Here is a 19,264-nt window from a genome sequence, read left to right as displayed (position 1 = left end):
ACATCATGACCGAAGCCATACTCGACATCAAACAATGGGGTAATAACCTGGGCGTGCGCCTACCGGCGGCCATTGCCAAAGCAGCCCATTTGCACAACCATCAACGAGTACGGGTATCCGTTGAAGACGACAAGGTGATTATCACCCCGTTAGCCGACGAGGCTTTAACGTTGGAACAACGTTTAGCCCGTTTCGATCCCGAGCGGCATGGTGGCGAAGCCATGGCAGCCGCGGAAGAAATCGGTGCCGAACGTTGGTAAGCCACAAGCAAACAGCGGCTTGGGTACCGGAAAGGCAAGACATCATCTGGATCGATTGCAATCCGCAAGTCGGCCAGGAAATGCGCGACATCCATCCGTTTTTAGTGCTTTCGCCACGCATCTTCAACGAAAAAACCTCGCTCGTGATCGGCCTGCCAATGACAACCGCCGCCTATAACGCCGACAATCCGTTTGCAGTCGCCGTCGGTAAAGCCGGCGGCCGCAAAGCCGAACAAACCAGCTATGTGCTTTGCCACCAACCCAAATCCTTCGACTGGCGCTTGCGCAAAGCCAAACCGCATCCGCTCAAATCCTTGCCGGGCGATTTGTTCGCTCAGGTTTGCGAGCGGTTGAATCAGATTATTCAAGTCGGCTCTGGCTGATCTACCGATGTGCCGGATTGAGCCGTGATCTGGCTCTGGTTGCTCTGGTTCCCAAGTCCGGCTTGGGAATCCAGGCCTTGGAAGCTCCAGCTTCCTGTTTGGATGTGGATAGGTAAAACAAGCGTTTGGCGCAAGCCCCGTTGTATATTAATATCTAATACACCTTATCGGGAGCGAGATCATGCCTAGAAATACTTCCGTCACCCTGGGTGACCACTTTGATAATTTTGTGCAGGAAAAAATACAGCAAGGCCGTTTCTTGTCGGTTAGCGAGGCCGTTCGCGCCGGTTTGCGTAAACTGGAAGAAGAGGAACTTAAGCTGCAGACATTAAGAGCCAAGCTGCAAGCCGGCGAAGACAGCCCGTTGCAGGAGGATTTCGACGAAGAACAATTTCTGGCCTCGATGCGAAAAAATCACAGCTAATGAAGCCAAGCTATCGCATCAGGCAACTGGCGGCGGCGGATTTGGAGCAGATTTGGCTTTATACGTTTCAACAATGGGGTCCCGAGCAAGCCGACCAATACCTACGCGCACTGTTCGAGCGTTTCAACTGGCTTGCGGAATAACCCAATCTAGGCAACGCGCGCGACGATATAAAACCCGGTTATTTTTGCTTCCCCGAAGGCCGGCATTTAGTTTTTTACATCACTACCAATACCGGCATAGAAATAATCGGCGTTCCCCACCAGAGCATGGATGTATTTAATCATGTTGGATGAGTTGAATAATGACATCAGAGGCGTTTTGATCTGGGTGATCTGGTTCCCAAGCTCCGGCTTGGGAACCCCGGTCTTGGAAGCTCTAGCTTCCGGTCTGGTTGTGGATAGGAAGCTAGAGCTTCCTAGATAGCATTCCCAAGCTGGAGCTTGGGAACTAGCGAAACCTAGCATAAAAAACACTAAATTAGGAAGAAAACGAATGGATAACTTTGTTTTTCGTAAACACGACAATGTTGGTGCAGCAGCTGCAGAACATGACTCTCAGTTTCTTGACGACTGTTTTGTAGATACTGGAGACATTAAGTTTCTATTTGACAGAAAAAACCCGAAAAGAATTATAGTTGGCAGAACTGGGGCAGGAAAAACTGCGCTGTTGTATCACTTAGCACATTCAAATAACGATGTAATTGAATTATCACCCCACGATTTATCACTTAACTTCATTGCAACCAATAAAGTATTGGCGTTCTTCGAAGAAGCAGGTGTTAATTTATCTCCATTTTACGTTCTCCTATGGAAACACTTACTTGTTGTAGAACTTATAAAAGCAAAATTTAAAATTAAGGACGAAGCGTCCTATAAAACTTTTATGAGAACAATCAGTTCAATTATAAGGAAAAAAGATAGAAATAAAGAATTAGCGATTGACTACTTTGAAACTTGGGGCAATAAATTTTGGTTAACCACTGAACAACGGATTCATGAATTAACTAGTCGAGTTGAACAGAGCCTGACTGCTGGTGTTAATGGAAAATTCTCTAATATCACCTTTAACGCCGAAGGAGCTAAAAAATTATCCGTTGAACAACGTGCCGAAGTCAAAGAACATGGGCTGGATGCCGTTTCAAAAGTACAAATACGTGAACTTGAGAATATGCTTACAGTTTTAGAGGATAACATCTTTGATGATGAAAAAAGGCCATACTACGTAACAATAGACATGCTAGACGAAGATTGGGCCGATGACCGGATCAAGTTCAAACTGATTAGATCCTTAATTGATGTTGTCAATCGATTTAAACAGTTATCAAATGTCAAAGTAATTTTAGCAATTCGACACGACCTTCTATATAAGGTACTTCACCTAGAGACAATAGCAGGATTTCAAGAAGAAAAATACAAAGCACTTTACCTAAATTTAAAATGGGAAAAATCAGAGCTTGAAAAAATAGTACAATATAGAATCAATAAATTAATTAAGCATCATTACACAAAAGGCGACGTATCATTCAAAGATGTTTTCCCTGCTCATGTAGATACAAAAGATACTTTTGATTATATGCTAGAACGAACATTTTTCCGTCCAAGAGATATTATTGTGTTTGTGAATGAGTGTTTAGAGTTATGTACTGGAAAACCAAGAATTACTGCAACCATAATTAAAGAAGCTGAAAATAACTATTCAGCCGAAAGATTACAATCGTTGTCAAATGAATGGAGCATAATATTGCCAGACCTAATGCATACATCTCGGCTTCTTTATGGATTAAAAGACCATTTTGAAGTTCGTATAATCACCCAAGATTTTTTAGCGGGAAAGTTTGAAGAAATTGTTTTTTCTCTAAATGAACAAAGCACGGACCCAATCACAAAATCCCTTTATAGCTTATACTCGGCTAAAAGCGCTAATTTTGACTCTGTACGAAACTATATTTTGCGGGAATTTTACGCAATAGGCCTTATAGGTATAAAGACAGGACCAACTGACTCCACGAGCTGGACTCGCACAAACAATCTTACAAGACTTGAAGCCGGCCAAATACGTCCAACATCAACTGTATTTATTCACCCAATGTTCTTTCGCGCTTTGGGCGTAAGATTGTAGCCTGTGTCGGAGGAGCTCGATGCGGTAAACAATGTGCACCGCATCAATCGCATTGGTGCTGTTTAATATTTACCAAACTTCAACCTCCATCCCCACTCACCATAGCCAATGACCCGCAGCAGCTACCGAGTCCTGCAAAACCCCAGCCCGCACTTCCTGACCGCGACGATAAACCATTGGCTGCCGCTGTTTACGCGCCCGGCGACGGTGAACATCGTGCTGGATTCCTGGCGGTTTTTGCAGCTCGACAGCGGGTTTCAGCTATACGGCTACGTGATCCTGGAAAATCACCTGCATCTGATTGCCGCTTCGCCGGATTTAAGCCGGGACATGCAGCGTTTTAAGGCTTACACAGCCAAGCAAATCATCGACTATCTGCAACAAAGCGGCTCTGAGCGGGTGTTGAAGTTATTGGCGTTGTTGAAGCGGCCGCATAAGATCGAATGCGAGTATCAGGTTTGGGAGGAAGGTAGCCATCCGCAGCTGATCGAATCCGAGGCGGGGATGCGGCAGAAGCTGGATTACATTCACCTTAATCCGGTGAAACGCGGTTATGTGGATTTACCTGAGCATTGGCGTTATTCCAGTGCGCGGAATTATGCGGGAATGGAGGGCTTGATTGAGGTGGTTAAAGACTGGTGAGGATTTGGGAAGCTGGAGCTTCCGAGGCGTGGGTTCCCAAGCTGGAGCTTGGGAACCAGTGGAAATGACGTGGCATATCACGCCGACAAGTCGATTAAGCCCTTTCCGACCTTATTTGCATCGAGATTCTGGGCATAGAACACCCATCCCCCGTCTCCCTTCCGAAATCCAAAAACAACGGCTTTTGAATCGTAATACACCGTATCTTTCGCCGATGCATTGTATTTTTTCCATGATGCGCCCTGTACCGACGGCTGCGGTTTACTAACCGACATACGCCGGGTTCTTACAACTGGAAGTGGCGGAGCATTTTGCGCTTCCATGTCATTTCGGGTATTGCCGCCCGTGAAGCCGCCTTCACCTTTCACATCGCCCGCAACATGCATGACGGTCACGCTATTCCCGTTTTGGTCGTGAAAATGAATCGTGAACCGACAATTACTAAATTCGGAAGTCAAAAAGTACGGCGGCGAATCTTTATCAAGAGTCACTTGGGTTAAACTCTTATTTTTCCACGGCAAATAATATATTCGTCTCTCCTTATCCCCGCCCTGACCGGGATACATTTTAATGATATTAGGCTTTTCAAAGTGCCATTCAATATCTCGAACGCCACCATCGGCCCGAATACCGGCATTGGCATCTTTCCAGTCAAAACTCACTTCGTCTATTTCCAGGACGTAATCGGTAAACGCTTTCTCCGGCTCCTTTATTAATAATGCTCTGAAATCTTCCAAGCTAGCCATATTCCACTCCGCTTCGACTTTAATTAAACGTTGAAAATGTTTATCGCATATCGCCAAATCATTGGTTTGGTCCAATGCCACTAACCGGATAAGGATAGCCGAGTTTTCTAGCTGTACATTTTTCCTCGACGACTAATAATATCGGGACTCAGTATAGAGGATGTCGGTCAGCGCGAATCGCTAACCCTTCGAATGGTAGACACGGTAATATCGTGATTTGTCCCACTCGCGAACTGGCCGGCCAAGTTTGTAAGGAAATCCTCCATCTGACCCGCTTCAAGCAAAATACTCAACTCGTCACTGCAGGACCACACAATGAACGCAGGTAATCCAGCACGCGTGCCTGACGCCAACGGTCATCGGCAGCACAGTGAGCGATCCGGGCGCGCTGGCAGGCGAGGATGGCTTCGTCTCTGCCTTTGTCTGTCCAGGGCCTGAGGTCGGCTGGCGTATCGGCCAGTAACGCGGCCGCTTCCTCATCCGGCGGCGGCGGGCCTTCACGCAGCCAGGCTTCGGCCTGCTCGAAGTTGTCGCGACACATCAATGCAATCATATAATCGCAGGCCGATTGCAGCCCGGACCGCAACCGGCCGGGACTGACCGATACCATGGGTAACAGCGGCGCCAGCGAGGGCAACAGGTGATTGGCGTAGATAGTCGCGCCCCAATAGGATTCGGCGGTCCGGCGAAAATGGGCCAGATCGCGCACGGCGACCAAGCCGCTGGCCGCGAGCGGCAGAATTTCCACCGGCGCTTTGTTCACGTCCACGGTATCGTTGGCGACATCGACATACAAGCCGCCGAATTGCAGCGCGTTCTGGAAATATTGTTCGCGCAACACGCCCCATACCGAGCGCACGATACCGCCTTGAGCCATGAAGTCGTGCAATAGCTGTTCGATCGGCGCCTGCGGTTGGCGTAACCGGGTCGCCATTAGTGCGTAAAGCTCGCGGGTGATCTCCTCGCAACGGCCATAAGGATAAGCCTTGCCCGCAGCAGCCGGCAGTTGAGGCGCGAGCAGCGCATCGACCTGAACCCGCAAGCCCAGAAAATAAGCCTGCAATGCATCGATCCGCTCCGCCAGATAGGCATCGGTCAATGCACGCTGTTGGGTGTCAACAGGGGCGATTTGTTGAGGAAGTAAGGGCGTCATGGCGGAGCGGGATTGTCGCCGCGAATCCCCATCGTTGCAAGCTTCCATCATTTTGCTGGTTCCCAAGCTCCAGCTTCCGTTCCGTCTTATTCACCACAGCGCATCACCGGCTGCCGCAGCTTACTCGCCCAGCGACAGTGAATATCGTGCTGGATTCCTGGCGGTTTTTGCGGCACGGAGGATTTGGTAGACAAAGTGCATCGCAAGCGATTGGTACGATTCGTTAAAACACACCCCTAATGAACAAACACCGCCTTTCCTAACCTTGTATTGAATGACAAGTGACTATTTGTTGCCGGGATTGCCCCGACAAAAACCAAGCACTTGTTTTCCGTCGAGTTTGTTCCTAAGCTAACCCGCTATTTATCCTCATAGAAGACACTCAATGCGCGGCGTTCACACGGAATCGGCAAAAGAAGTTTACGACGTCGTCGTCATTGGCGCGGGTATCGGCGGTCTCAGTACCGCCGCATTGCTGGCGAAAACCGGCAAGTCGGTGTTGTTGGTGGAAAGACACGACAGGCCGGGCGGTTATGCCCACGGCTTCAAACGTCGAAACTTTCATTTTGATTCCGGCGTACATCTGGTCAGCGGGTGCAGCGCAGAGGGTTATGGCAATGGCAGCACTATGAATAAGATCTGCCGGGTGGCGGGTATAGATCCGGAGGAACTGTTCATCCCTGTCCCATCATACGCCCGCGCGGTTTTTTCGGATTTCGAAATCCCGTTACAAGCCGGCGAAGCTGCGTTCGTGGCTGGCTTGACTGAACACTTTCCGCAGGAAAAAGACCGCCTGCTGGCGCTGATCCGGCTTTGTAAAGTATTGGCGGAAGAAGCCATGCTGGCCGAGGAAGTGTTGTCGCAAAGTAAAGTAACGCGGGTTTCGCCGATGCAAACGCTGGGCAATTTATTCCGCTATCGGCGTACCACGTTGGCCGAAGCGCTGGACGAGTTTCTAGTCGATGCTCGCCTGAAAAGCGCTTGCGCGATGCTCTGGCCTTACTTGGGTTTACCACCGTCACAATTGTCCTTCTTGTATTGGGCCTCGATGATGGCCGGTTACACTTACGAAGGCGGTTATTACTGTCGAGGCAGTTTCCAGGTTTACGCCAATCAACTGGCCGCCGCCATCGAAAATCAAGGCGGCGAAGTGTTGCTAAATGCTAGCGTGCGCCGCATTTTAGTCGAGCAAGGCAAAGCCTGCGGCATCGTCTTGGAAAACGGCCAGCTGATTCGTTCTGAAACGGTAGTTTCCAACATCGACATCCAGCACACCGCCGAGCTGTTAATCGGTCGGGAGCATTTGCCAAACGGCTATTGCGAAGGCTTGGCAAAGCTGTCGCCGTCCTTATCGATCTTCGCCAGTTATATCGCCACCGACCTGCCTCTCTCTGAGCAAGATCATGCTCATGAAGGCTTTTTCTTTGAATCGTTCGACCACGAAGCCAGCTATGCATTAAGCCAAACCGGCCAGAGCAATTGGTTTTCTGCAACGCTGCCATCCTTCGCCGACTCCTCGCTGGCGCCGCCCGGACAAAGCATCATGATGCTGACCACACTGTGTCCATTTGACGTGGGGGAATCCTGGCGCATCGCCAAGAACGGTTTTCAGCAACGCCTATTAGAAAAAGCCGAGCGACATTTTCCCGGCCTGAACGACCATTTGTTGGTAGTGGAGTCCGGCTCGCCTCGCACCATGGAGCGCTACACCCTAAACCGCCACGGCGCAGCCTATGGTTTTGCGCCCAGCCCGGATCAGATCGGCCCGAACCGGCCAAGTGTAGTCGGCGCCCTGCCCGGCTTGTTCCACACCGGCCATTGGACTCGGCCTGGCGGCGGTGTGGCCGGGGTCAGCGTTTCGGCCTTACTCGCCGCGCAAGCAGTACTGGGTATCGCTAAGCAAGAAGACTTTTGGAAAACTTTAGGCCTGGATGACTAAGGGCGTCTGACCTACTTATTCTGCACGCGAGATAAGCGCCTGCATCCGCGCCAATTTCGGCGATACCACCGGCACCGTCAGCATGGTACTGAGCACGGCCATTAGTAACAGGGCGGTGAAGGTTTCGCTGCTAATAATTTCTTTATCCAGCAAGACATTGGCAAAGATAATCATGATTAAGGCTTTGGTTTGCAGCAGCCAACCAATCAACGAAGCCTCGCCGCGCCGCCATTTCAGGATTTTTCCGGCCAGATGGATACCCAGCAACTTTCCGAACACCGAGACCAACAACAATACCCCGGCGACGACCAGTACCGCCGCGCCGCCCATTGCCCAATTGGTTTTCAAGCCGGCGCTGATGAAATAGACCGGCATCACCGTCAGTAACAGATGGTGGCGGAGCATGTCCAGCTGGTTTTGATTAAACCAACAGCCATCCAGGATAGCGCCGGCCAAAAACGCCCCCACCATAAAATGCAGCCCGGCCCAGTCTGCGGCAAAGCCGGTAGCGGCCAGGGCGATGATGCCGACATACCAACGGTCACGTTCCGGCAGCCAGGCCATTAGTTTACGAATGCCGTAGGCGCTGATTGCAAAACCCAACAAAAAAGCGCCCTGCCGGCCTACCCGCTCCCAATCCAACAGAATCAAGGCCAGCACCGCCCAAATTGCAATATCGTCCATGCTGGCGTAACGCAAGATGCGCTGGCCGATGGGCTGACGCAGAATTTCCAGTTTTTCCATCAACAAAATCAAGATCGGCAGCGCCGTCACGGCACAGGACATCCCCATCCCCAGCACAAATTGCCAAGGCATGGCCTTGGCTCCCATCCAGCCTTCGAACATCAGCATGCCCAAAGCCACAACGCAACCCAAGCCCAAGGGCACGCCCAGCGCCAACCCAGCGGTGATGCTGGTTTCCAGCCGATGTTGCCAGGCCTGGCGCAGATCCAATTCAATGCCTGCCACCCAGACAAACAGCATCACCGACCACCAGGTGATACCGTTCAGCGCTTGTATCACCTGTTTGTTAAAAACAAAGGCATAATAATCCGGAAACGCGGCACCCAAGACCCCCGGCCCCAGCAAAATTCCGGTGATAATCTGCACCACCACCAAAGGCGCGAAATAGTCGGTCCGGCCGATTCGCCAAATCAGATACGGCAGGCTGTAGATAATGGTTAAGGCAATCAGAAATATTTCAGTGGTGTTCATCGGCCAATCGTTTGGAGTGAGTCGCGTTAGGCAGGTATTATTACAAAATCAGCGTTAGCCAACTGATGCTTTTGCATCGGACATTTGACTGAACAATATGAAATCTACGATGAAACTAAACCGGTTTTCTTTAACACAGGTGAAACAGCATGCCGCCATCTGAACGCTTCGATGCCGCCGTCATCGGTGGCGGCCCGGCCGGCGCCAGCGCGGCGATCATGTTGGCCAAAGCGGGTAAACGCGTGGTGTTGTTCGAACGCTCGCGCTTTCCACGCTTTCAAATCGGCGAATCTTTATTGCCGGCTTGCTGGGAAATCTGGCGGCGGCTGGGTGTCACCGAAAAAATCGAAGCCGAAGGCTTTACGGTCAAGCAAGGCGCGAACTTTGGCATGTTCAACCAAAAACCCGATGTGTTACTGCTGACCGCGGAATATCCGGGGTATTTCGAACGGCCCTATACCTATCACGTCGAGCGCGCGCGCTTTGATCAAATTCTGCTGGAGCATGCCGCCGAATGCGGCGTGGAGGTGCGCCGGGAATGGTCGGTCGCCGATGTGTTATTCGACGGCGAACGCGCGATTGGCGTTAGTGCTGGCAAAAATGGCTCTGACCCGGCGCCGATTCATACCTCAGTCGTCATCGACGCCTCGGGCCGCGAATCTATGATCGCCCGCAAGTTAAACTGGCGGCGGCCCTTGCCCGAGCTGAACAAAATCGCCCATTTCGCCCATTTTAAAGGCGGCTTTCGCCGCGACCCACACGGTTTTATCAATTTTGGCGAGGTGATGGACGGCTCGGTAACCACCGACATCCATACCATCGACGGCGGCTGGGTTTGGTACATTCCGCTACGAGACAATATCACCAGCGTCGGCGCAGTGTTGGACAGCCGCTTTGCGAAAAGTCTTGGCGATTCGCCGCAGCAACGCTTCGAGGCCGCCATCCAAAGCTGCGAGTGCGTTCGCGAGTGGTTAACGGGCGCGCAGCAAGCCATGGATATCAAAACCATTTCCTCTATTGGCTACATGAACGAACGCTTTCACGGCGACGGCTTTTTACTGGTGGGCGATGCCTCGATGTTTGTCGACCCGGTATTTTCCGCTGGGGTGACGCTAGCGATGCGCAGCGGCGTGTTCGCTGCCGATGCGGTGCTGGACGGTTTCGCTAACGGTGGCGATTTCAGCGCTGCTCGGCTGCGTAATTATGAGGAGCGCATCCGCGAACCGATGGAGCGGATTTTTCAGATGATTTACAACTGGTACCGAATCCTGGAACAAAAAGACGCCAATAACATCATCCTGCGTTCCCGGCAAAGCCCCATGCTGCGGGAACGCTTTATTGTCCTGCTGTCCGGTGGTTATGACATGGTCAGCATGAAACAAATTCTGGAAGCCGGCCAGGAACCGAGTTCAACCTATTTGGTTTCTTGAAACTGATTGGAGTTTATTAACCCTGCCCTATTTATCACTGATACTCCGTTCGGGCTGAGATTCTATGGTTTTCGTCAAGCTGCATTGTTGAGGCAAGCAATTTTCTGAGCGTCAAATCGGGCATCGGCTTGTTGCCAAAGCGAGAATGCGATGCGTAATAATTTTCTGGCGATAATCACTAGCGCCTGAGTTGCCGAGAACTCTCTGGCTCTTAACTCTTGGTAATAGGGTTTCCACACAGCCGTTTTGGCGGCTGCCTGGGCGCAGTTGTATAACAGCCGTCTCAGTTCACCCGGTCCCCGTTTGGATACGCGTCGGCGGCCCCGCTTTTGGCCTGAGTCACAGGCTCGGGGATCCAGCCCGACAAAGGCTACTACGGCATCGCTGCGGCTTAACGGGACCCGATCAAACAAGACAGCCAGCTGTGTTGAGGTTTGCCGGCCAATACCCGGTATGCTCTCAAGACGTCGGGCCTCGGCTTTCAGTGCAGGCTGCAAAGTTAATAAGTCATCCAGTTGCTGATCGATATGCTTGAGCAATCCGTCCAAGGCGACCACGGTATCAATGAGTGGCGCTTCAAGTTCCTTCACGCTTCGCAAGGCTTTTTGCAGAGCTTGACGATGCTTGACGACCGTCGCACGGCGCCGTTGCAGTAAAGCCACTTGGTGCTGCATCGCCGAAGCAGGTTGATAGGGACGTAAATGACCCCGTTCAGCGGTGATAAATCGCCGGATCATTTGGGCGTCCACTCGATCCGTCTTGCCCCGTCTGCCCAAACCCAGGGCATAATGGCGCATATCCCGTGGGTTCAGCACATAGACGACCATGCCCATCAATACCGCTTGCTCTGCCATGAGTTGATGATAATCGCTGGTGGCTTCCAGGCCAATATAACTCCCGGTCGGTAACGTCTTCAGCCAGGCATTGATGGCCTCTGCCGTATTGGCAAGCGTCAACAAACCCTGCTCTGAATCTATCACCAGTTCATCTTTTGCTACATCGATACCGATCAACATTTCGCTTGTCATACGTCCTCCACCTGTTGAAAAATAAGAGAGTCGGGGTGGTGCGTCTGCCGAGTAAGCTTGTGCACAAATCGGCGGTCTAACCGCTAGATTCTTCATCGACTCTGGAAGACGCGATGGGATGATTTCTCAGTGAGGTCTGTCTTAGCAGATGCTTGTCGATGTCCCTCCATCCCGACAACCAAAGTCTCCCCGATTCTCTTAACCTTTACCATACAAGCTCGTCGAAGCCCAGGCTGTTTGGCCTTCGACAAGCTCGGCGCGCGACGTTAAGGTGAACTTAATATTGCCGGCTAAAATGACATCGCCAGCTGTTTACTGAAGTTGGCAACCTAATAACGACACTACCGAGGCACACATGAATAACATCAACCAATTTTTACTGTCGGGCGCGTTGCTTGCGTTTTTTGGCTTGGCGCAACCCTGCTTCGCCGGCATCGAAACGCCGCGTATCGACCAGCGCCAGGAAAATCAGGAAAGACGCATCGAGCAGGGCGAGGCGTCCGGCGCCTTAACCAACCGAGAAGCCAACCGTTTGGAACATCAACAAATGCGCATAGCGCGTCAAGAAGAAGCTGCTAAAGCCGATGGCGTGGTTACCGCCGGAGAACGAGCCAGACTGACCCATCAACAAAACAAAGCCAGCCGAAATATTGCACGCAAGAAGCATAATTTAAGACGGGAATAGTCATCAACTAATTTCGCATCAGAAAATCTTATAACCATGGATAGATCGTTGCAGACATCTGTAAATTTTTGAAGACTACAACGGTCTATTCATAAAATAATAAATCTAATTAGAAATTTCAACTGAACCGTCTTTTGTGATATTCATTGTGGCTTTTTCGCCTAAACCGCCAGTTACATAAGCAAAAACAATCCCTTCTTTTTTAGTACCGTTTAGAGACAATCGGTAATGAACTGATCCTTCATATTTAAAATGAAAATCTTTACTAATTTTTCGCCCTGGGTAAATATTGGGAACGTAATAGGTTGTATCTTTTTCAATTAAAACAAAGCCTGTTACCCCAAAGGCCGAATTGTTTTCGACTGTAACTATACTGGTACTCAGAATGTAATCAGCAGAATATACGGCTAATGCAGCGGCAGGAAAATTGAATAAAAGTATGAGCAATGAAATTAACGACCTTCTTACAGGGTACATATTCCCAATTTTGCGTTCTTTATGGCCATATAAGAATAGACACAGTAAGCCGCATACAAACAAGATTAAACCAAAAAAAATAGTGTATATACCCGCAACCATAAGCCATTCAGCTCTTAATCCTAACCAGCTAAAAAAGATGATGGTTCCGAACAATAGAGGTGTAATTCCACAAATGAGCGATAATTTGTACAAGATACACATTACTTAGCTTTCCGTTGTCTAATGTAATAGGAAGCCGCCGTTACTTAGCGTCACTAGATGTATCCCCTTTCATCAAATTCAGCAACTCGTCAGCAGAGACTTTGCCGCTAATATCGGCGCCATCCAACAAACTATCCGCCAAATCACGTTTATGGCTGTGCAGCGCGACGATTTTTTCCTCTATGGTATTTTTGGCGATCATCCGGTAGATCGTTACCGGCCGCTGTTGGCCCATGCGGTGCGCCCGATCCGAGGCCTGATCCTCCACGGCCGGATTCCACCACGGGTCCATATGAATCACATAGTCTGCGGCGGTCAGATTTAAACCCACGCCGCCAGCCTTCAAACTGATCAAAAACAATTCGCCCTCGCCACGCTGGAACGCATCTACCCGTTGCTGTCTATCCTTGGCAGGTGTACTGCCATCCAAGTATTGATAACGAATGCCACGCTGCTCGATATAGTTTTTGATCAATTGCAGATGATCAACAAACTGGCTGAACACCAGGGCTTTGTGCTTGTTATCCAGCAATTCGTCGACGATATCACCGAATGCCGCCAACTTGCTGCTAGGTAAAGCCACCGCCGCATTAGCTAGCAAGGTATTGCAACAGCTGCGGCGCAATTTGCTGATGGCCGCCAGAATCTGCAATTGCTTTTGCCCAGCCGGCGCATCGGCGCTGCTCAATGCCGCCAGACTATCGCGGCGCAGGGCTTCGTAGAAGGCCATTTCCTCAGCGCTGAGCTCGACATAGATCGGGATTTCGGTGCGCGGCGGCAATTCCTGCAACACCTGGGTTTTAGTGCGGCGCAGAATAAAAGGCTGGATCAATTTCTTCAGCTGGAAACGAGCCTCGGCACTGCGGTCGCGTTCGATAGGGCCGGCGAAGCGTTGATTGAACTGCTCCAAAGATCCCAATAAACCCGGATTGATAAACCTGAACAAATTCCACAGCTCGCCCAGATGATTTTCCAAGGGCGTGCCGGTCATGATCAATTTAAACTCGGCTTGCAGATTCATCGCCCCCTGCGAGCGGCGGGTGGCGATGTTTTTGATCCACTGCGCTTCGTCGAGAATCACAGTCTGGAACTGGATTTTCGCCAACATTTCGGCGACTTGTTCCTGTTGTAACAAGCCGTAACTGCAAATTAGTAAATCATACGGCCCCAGATTATCCAGCAAGCGCTGCCTATCGCCGCTACCGAGAATTTGCGGATTGAGCGTCGGCGCAAAACGACCGGCTTCGTTTTCCCAGTTCATGCACACCGAGGTCGGGGCGACGATCAGGCTGGGACCGTTCGGTGCGCGATCAACCAGTAGGGCCAAACCTTGCACGGTCTTGCCCAAGCCCATATCGTCGGCTAGGCAAGCACCGACGCCCCAGCGAGCCAGACGCGCCAACCAGCGGTAGCCATCCAATTGGTAATCGCGCAATTCGGCTTGAAAGGTGGACGGCACTTTGGATTGATAGTCTCGCGAATCCTTTAGGCGCTGCATATGTACTTGCCAATGTTTATCGGCCTTAAAACCGGCATCGTCCTGCCAGTCTTCCAAAGTCAGAGCGGCCAACGGATTGATCCGCACTTTCTTGCCGTGCAGATCCGCGTAGGCGCGTAAATCATCGAGCCGGCGGCGAAATTCTTCAGTCAAGGCAATGAACTGACCGTCCTGCAATTTTAAAAACCGGCCTTCGCGATTATTCAATAAACCCAGCAATTGCTGAATTTCGATGACGGTATCTTCGTTGACTTGCAACTCGCCTTGCAAGGCAAACCAATCGTTGTCGCGCTTGATTTGCATGCTAAAGCCGCTGCCGTTGGTTTGCCCCAACAGTCGAAACCGGACGCCTTCCGGCCATTCCAATATCGCTTGCTCGGCTGGCAATGCCTGCAATTGCAGCAGCAGTTCCAAACATTGTTCCGGCTGATCCAATAAGTAATCGCCGGCGCCATCGCGTTCCGCCTGTTCCAACACGTCGCAGGCCTGCAAAACGGCTTGCGCGCGCTGCTTTTCCAAGGCCAAGTCGCGTTTAGTCTGACAATGCCGGCCGTCGATTTCCGCCAACACGCTTTCGCCGCCGTGTCCGGGTTGATAGTACGCCCCACCGCTCGCAAACGGCCGAATCAACATCGCCACGCGCAGACCTTCGCCCCAGGGTAATAAATGTACGCGCGGCGTCGCGTCGGCCTGCACTTGCTCGGCGCTACTGGAACTCCCGCCGATATCCGAATGCACGGTCAACAAGCCGGAAATACTGGTCAGGGTTTGCAAGACCCGATCTTGCGCAGACACCGGCACTTCCAAGCCCTTGCCGCCCAATACCGCAAAAATTTTATGATGGTCACCGGTGAACTCCAGCACTCGCAAGCGCGTGGGCGTTTCCTTGGCGACATAAAACTTTTGTTCATGTCCAGGCACGGGTTCCAAGCTAATTTTGATCTTATCGCTACCTTCCAGCTTTTTCACCCGCAGTTCGGCTTCGCCCTTGACCACATCCACTCTCACCTCGGGCGCATCGGCCCAAAACAACAAGGGGTGACCCAGCAGCGCCTGCGGCATGCTGTTGTCGAATTCAAAATAAGTACCGCTACCGTACCAGCCGCTATCGCGGTATTCCTTGATATGCGCGCACAGCTTAATATCCTGCTCAGTTAAGTAGTCAAACTTGTTGGTTTCATGCGCCAACCGTTTCAAGGCAATCGCCCTACCCTTACTCCAGCCGCCCTTGGCTTGCTGCTTTTGTTCGCGTGGTTCAATCTCCAACTCGTGGCTAATATCGTCGTAACTCAGTAACCAGACCAAGCGCGTAGGCTTGTCGATAGGCGCGGCGGTATCGGCTTTTTTTTCGGCCTTGGGCAAGTTTAGTAACGCGTCCAATGCCAAGTCCCAATCGGGGCGGCTGGCGAACAAATCAGCCAACGCCGGCCGGCCATCGAAAAAGCTGCAATCCCATTGCATAGAACGCGGCGGCTCTATATGGGTAAAGATCTTGGCCAATTCGGCCGCCGGCCAACGATAACCGTTGTCCAACAAATGCCGATATAGCTTTTGACTAAGTGGCGTGACATGATTGAATTGATCGGCTTTGACCCAAAATTTGATCAGGGTTAAAAACACATGCAGCAGTAATGGCGGATTGAGTAAGGTCTCCGGGTAGCCGCTTTCCCGATAGCCGCTACTGATTTTATAGGTTAAATCGGTGTTTAACAGTTGCTCCCGCAAGGACAAGTCACCTTGCAAAAAACGCTGGAACAAGGCTAACTGATGATAAATGCCCAGCCAATAATTGTCGGCTTTTATAGCTTGGTTGATTAATGTGCCGAGTTTGGCGCGTTGTTTGGCGTCGTTATTCTTCAGGATAGCCAGTGGGTAAAACACCCCAGCTAAGCCGTAAAAATAGGCGGTGCGTTGTCCTGAAACCTTGCGCAGCTGTGCCAAAGCACCTTCGAAGCGGTTGACCGCTGCCGCGTAATCGCCGCGCAGAAAAATCAATGTCGCAGCAATCGCTTGCAGTTCCGGATCAATTTGATCCGCCACCCGTTGCTCGACTTCGTCCCAGTCACCTCGCAGCAAGCGCAATTCCAAAGCTACGCGGTTCAACAATTCTTGCTGCACACCCCGGCTAACGAACAATAGCTGTTGCAGAAAACTATCCAATTTTTCGTCGGCATACAGATACAGCAGTTGATGTAAGCCGGAAAATCCGGCCAACCCCAGCAATAATTGCGGATGATGCGTGGTAAACCACGCGACATCCAAGGGGTTTAAAAACCAAGATAGATACAGTTCGTTGACCGGCGGCAGTTTGCCCAAGTAGTGGGCACCGGATTCCAGACACTCGTCTACTCTGGCGTAATCGCCACGATAAAACTGGATGCGCGCTTCGCGGATGCAGTCGTCCACGGTGCTGTAACGATAGTAGCCATGGCCGGGCGGATTGTTCATTTGTACGGCGCCGGCAAACAAATCAAACTCTTTGTCCTCGACAGCTTGCCGCGTCAGCACTTCCGCCAAGGTCCGGCAGCAACGGGTGCCGCCGGATTTGAGGTTTTCTTCCAGCAAGCCGGCTTTAATCAGCGGCTTTAAGCGGGCTTTGACAGCTTCCGACTTGAGAGTTTTCTCGCCCTCCCTGATACCCAAACTGCCCAGACATTTAGCCAAATTGATCAGCGAACTATAGCCGTAATACACGGCCAGCAACTTCAGAATAATCTGTTGCTCTGGGGTTAATGTCCGATAAGTTTTAAGGCGTTCGACTAAACGAGAAGATTGCATGATTCCGGCAAAACGGCAAAAGATGGGATGTTACCAGCTTGGCCGGACAAGCTAAAGAATCTCAAGTCAACACGCACAAAAAAGCCCGCCGGAGCGGGCTTTTTTATAGAGAGGGGAACTTATAGTGTTGCCAATACCTTAGCCACTGTTTCGCCCATCGCCGCTGGAGTTGGGGCGATAATCACGCCCAACTCTTTCAGCATTTCAACCTTCTCCGCTGCAGATTCGCCAACCGAGGAAATAATCGCCCCGGCATGGCCCATACGCCGGCCTTTGGGTGCGGTTAATCCGGCGATGTATGCCACCACAGGTTTGCTCATATTTTCTTTGGCAAACATACCGGCTTCCACTTCTTGCGGGCCGCCAATCTCACCAATCATGACCACTACTTTGGTTTCCGGATCCTGCTCGAATTTTTCCAGAATATCGCGGTGCGAGCTGCCGTTGATCGGGTCGCCGCCGATACCAACCGAGGTCGATACACCTATCCCTAAGGCTTTCATCTGATCGGCGGCTTCGTAACCCAGCGTACCGGAACGACCGACAATGCCGACATTACCGGGTATGTAAATGTGCCCCGGCATAATGCCCAGCATCGCTTTGCCCGGACTGATGGTGCCGGCGCAGTTAGGGCCGGTCAACACCATGCGCTTTTCCTTGGGAAATTTGCTCAGGAAGATTTTGACTTTCATCATGTCCTGAGTCGGAATACCATCGGTGATCGACACACAGTATTTGATGCCGGCTTCGGCGGCTTCCATGATCGAGTCCGCGGCATAGGCCGGCGGCACGAACACGATACTGGCTTCGGCGCCGGCTTGTTCGACAGCGTCCTTGACGGTATTGAACACCGGGCGGTCCAAATGTTTTTGCCCGCCCTTACCCGGCGTCACGCCGCCGACCACGTTGGAACCGTAGTCGATCATCTCCTGGGCGTGAAAGGTACCGATCTTGCCGGTGAAACCTTGGACGATGATGCGAGTGTTTTGATCGATAAAAATTGCCATGTTTGTTCCTTAAGCTTGCGCGGCTACGACTTTATTACGGGCTTCGACCGCTTTCTCGGCGGCTTCGGCCAGGGTATTTGCCGTGATGATGGGCAAACCGCTTTCCTCTATGATGCGCCGGCCTTCCTCGACGTTGGTACCCGACAGGCGCACGACCAGTGGCACTTGCATGTCGATTTTTTTCACCGCGTGCACCACGCCCTCGGCGATCCAATCGCAACGGTTGATGCCGGCAAAGATATTGACCAGCATGGCCTTGACGTTTTTATCCTGCAATACCATCCTAAAGGCTTTTTCGGTACGTTCGGCCGACGCGCCGCCGCCGACGTCCAGGAAGTTGGCCGGCTCGCCGCCTGCCAGTTTGATCATGTCCATCGTCGCCATCGCCAAGCCGGCGCCATTGATCATGCAGCCGATATCGCCGTCCAGGCCGACATAGCTTAAGCCACGGTCGGCAGCTGCCATTTCCCGGGGATCTTCCTGCGACTTGTCACGCAACTCCGAGATTTTTTGCCGGCGAAACAAGGCGTTGTCGTCAAAGCCCATTTTGGCGTCCAGCGCGATCAATTCATCGTGGCCGGTAATCACCAAGGGATTAATTTCGACCATATTGGCATCCAGCTCGCGCATCGCCCGATAGCAGCCTTGAATCAATTTCACTGCTTGCGGGATCAAATCGGCGTTTAAACCCAAAGCAAACGCCATTTCGCGGGCTTGGAAATCCTGTAAACCAACGGCTGGTTCGATGTAGATTTTTTTGATCGCATCCGGATTATTTTCCGCCAGTTCCTCGATCTCCATACCGCCTTGCGCGGAACCGACCATGACAATCCGCTCCTGGGCACGGTCTATCAGCAAGCTGAAATACAATTCCTTGGCAATATCGGTACCGGCTTCGACGTATAAGCGCAGGCATTGTTTGCCGGCAGGACCGGTTTGGTGTGTCACCAATTTTTTGCCCAGCAAAGATTCGGCGGCATCGCTGACTTCGTCGTGGGTTTTGCAAATCTTGATACCGCCGGCCTTGCCGCGGGCGCCGGAATGAATCTGGGCTTTAACCACCCAGACGTGGCCGCCGATTTCGCGGGCGCGTTGCACCGCATCTTCCGGGCTGTAAGCCAGACCGCCATCCGCTATTTTCACGCCATAGTCGGCCAATAGCTGTTTTGCTTGGTACTCATGAATGTCCATGCACTCTCTCGTGATATTGGAAAAATGTAGGTTGGGTTAGGCATCAGCCCTAACCCAACACGAAGGCCTTAAATGTTGGGTTA

17 protein-coding genes are annotated in these 19,264 nt (G+C 51.4%); 9 read left to right on the top strand and 8 right to left on the bottom strand.

Features of this window, described 5'->3' with window-relative positions:
• The first annotated feature begins 5 nt into the window (after nucleotides 1–5).
• The 6 genes from METH11B_RS0125355 to METH11B_RS0125325 all read left to right on the top strand — a co-directional run bounded on the left by METH11B_RS0125355 (nucleotide 6) and on the right by METH11B_RS0125325 (nucleotide 3,830).
• A complete protein-coding gene (locus METH11B_RS0125355; RefSeq protein ID WP_026604442.1) occupies nucleotides 6–260 on the top strand; it encodes an AbrB/MazE/SpoVT family DNA-binding domain-containing protein in 255 nt (84 codons plus the stop codon).
• On the top strand, nucleotides 254–643 hold the full coding sequence (locus METH11B_RS0125350) for a type II toxin-antitoxin system PemK/MazF family toxin (RefSeq protein WP_026604441.1): 390 nt from the start codon (nucleotides 254–256) through the stop codon (nucleotides 641–643). Before METH11B_RS0125355 ends, METH11B_RS0125350 begins: the two co-directional genes overlap by 7 nt.
• Nucleotides 644–824: 181 nt before the next feature.
• Nucleotides 825–1,067 (top strand): type II toxin-antitoxin system ParD family antitoxin, encoded by a 243-nt coding sequence (locus METH11B_RS0125345; protein WP_026604440.1) that lies wholly within the window; start codon nucleotides 825–827, stop codon nucleotides 1,065–1,067.
• Nucleotides 1,067–1,210, top strand: coding sequence for a type II toxin-antitoxin system RelE/ParE family toxin (locus METH11B_RS29645; RefSeq protein ID WP_197027001.1), 144 nt, complete (start codon nucleotides 1,067–1,069; stop codon nucleotides 1,208–1,210). Before METH11B_RS0125345 ends, METH11B_RS29645 begins: the two co-directional genes overlap by 1 nt.
• Before the next feature lie 352 nt (nucleotides 1,211–1,562).
• On the top strand, nucleotides 1,563–3,188 hold the full coding sequence (locus tag METH11B_RS0125330; protein WP_026604439.1) for a P-loop ATPase, Sll1717 family: 1,626 nt from the start codon (nucleotides 1,563–1,565) through the stop codon (nucleotides 3,186–3,188).
• A gap of 108 nt (nucleotides 3,189–3,296) precedes the next feature.
• Nucleotides 3,297–3,830 carry an REP-associated tyrosine transposase gene (locus METH11B_RS0125325; RefSeq protein WP_026604438.1) on the top strand — a complete coding sequence of 178 codons (534 nt, stop codon included), beginning with the start codon at nucleotides 3,297–3,299 and terminating at the stop codon, nucleotides 3,828–3,830.
• 77 nt (nucleotides 3,831–3,907) lie between these two features.
• On the opposite strand, the gene METH11B_RS0125320 is transcribed toward METH11B_RS0125325, so the two are convergent.
• Together METH11B_RS0125320 and METH11B_RS0125315 are read right to left on the bottom strand one after the other, a co-directional pair.
• Nucleotides 3,908–4,651: a hypothetical protein gene (locus METH11B_RS0125320; protein WP_155931193.1), complete on the bottom strand. Its 744-nt coding sequence runs from the start codon at nucleotides 4,649–4,651 to the stop codon at nucleotides 3,908–3,910.
• Nucleotides 4,652–4,865: 214 nt separating this feature from the next.
• Nucleotides 4,866–5,729, bottom strand: a complete 864-nt coding sequence (locus METH11B_RS0125315) for a hypothetical protein (protein WP_036278349.1) — start codon at nucleotides 5,727–5,729, stop codon at nucleotides 4,866–4,868.
• A gap of 385 nt (nucleotides 5,730–6,114) precedes the next feature.
• On the opposite strand from METH11B_RS0125315, the gene METH11B_RS0125310 reads away from it, so the two are divergent.
• Complete coding sequence (locus METH11B_RS0125310; RefSeq protein ID WP_026604435.1) at nucleotides 6,115–7,668, top strand: phytoene desaturase family protein; 1,554 nt, start codon at nucleotides 6,115–6,117, stop codon at nucleotides 7,666–7,668.
• Nucleotides 7,669–7,683: 15 nt separating this feature from the next.
• On the opposite strand, the gene METH11B_RS0125305 is transcribed toward METH11B_RS0125310, so the two are convergent.
• Nucleotides 7,684–8,883 (bottom strand): cation:proton antiporter, encoded by a 1,200-nt coding sequence (locus METH11B_RS0125305; RefSeq protein ID WP_026604434.1) that lies wholly within the window; start codon nucleotides 8,881–8,883, stop codon nucleotides 7,684–7,686.
• A 149-nt stretch (nucleotides 8,884–9,032) separates the two neighbouring features.
• On the opposite strand from METH11B_RS0125305, the gene METH11B_RS0125300 reads away from it, so the two are divergent.
• A complete protein-coding gene (locus tag METH11B_RS0125300; RefSeq protein WP_026604433.1) occupies nucleotides 9,033–10,313 on the top strand; it encodes an NAD(P)/FAD-dependent oxidoreductase in 1,281 nt (426 codons plus the stop codon).
• 74 nt (nucleotides 10,314–10,387) lie between these two features.
• Here the strand turns inward: METH11B_RS0125300 and METH11B_RS0125295 are convergent, their stop codons facing one another.
• Nucleotides 10,388–11,341, bottom strand: coding sequence for an IS110 family transposase (locus METH11B_RS0125295; protein WP_026604432.1), 954 nt, complete (start codon nucleotides 11,339–11,341; stop codon nucleotides 10,388–10,390).
• A gap of 355 nt (nucleotides 11,342–11,696) precedes the next feature.
• Between METH11B_RS0125295 and METH11B_RS0125290 the strand changes: the two genes are divergently transcribed.
• Nucleotides 11,697–12,026, top strand: a complete 330-nt coding sequence (locus tag METH11B_RS0125290) for a hypothetical protein (protein WP_026604431.1) — start codon at nucleotides 11,697–11,699, stop codon at nucleotides 12,024–12,026.
• Nucleotides 12,027–12,131: 105 nt separating this feature from the next.
• Here METH11B_RS0125290 and METH11B_RS0125285 read toward each other — a convergent pair whose 3' ends face one another.
• The 4 genes from METH11B_RS0125285 to METH11B_RS0125270 form a co-directional block, all read right to left on the bottom strand.
• Nucleotides 12,132–12,707: a hypothetical protein gene (locus METH11B_RS0125285; protein ID WP_026604430.1), complete on the bottom strand. Its 576-nt coding sequence runs from the start codon at nucleotides 12,705–12,707 to the stop codon at nucleotides 12,132–12,134.
• A gap of 40 nt (nucleotides 12,708–12,747) precedes the next feature.
• A complete protein-coding gene (locus METH11B_RS0125280) occupies nucleotides 12,748–16,983 on the bottom strand; it encodes a DEAD/DEAH box helicase (RefSeq protein ID WP_026604429.1) in 4,236 nt (1,411 codons plus the stop codon).
• 119 nt (nucleotides 16,984–17,102) lie between these two features.
• Nucleotides 17,103–17,990, bottom strand: a complete 888-nt coding sequence (sucD, locus tag METH11B_RS0125275; protein WP_026604428.1) for a succinate--CoA ligase subunit alpha — start codon at nucleotides 17,988–17,990, stop codon at nucleotides 17,103–17,105.
• 9 nt (nucleotides 17,991–17,999) lie between these two features.
• Complete coding sequence (locus METH11B_RS0125270) at nucleotides 18,000–19,181, bottom strand: malate--CoA ligase subunit beta (protein WP_026604427.1); 1,182 nt, start codon at nucleotides 19,179–19,181, stop codon at nucleotides 18,000–18,002.
• Nucleotides 19,182–19,264 lie beyond the last annotated feature (83 nt).

Source organism: Methylomonas sp. 11b (assembly GCF_000515215.1).
Taxonomy (GTDB): Bacteria; Pseudomonadota; Gammaproteobacteria; order Methylococcales; family Methylomonadaceae; genus Methylomonas.
This window is presented reverse-complemented; position numbering and strand designations above follow the sequence as displayed.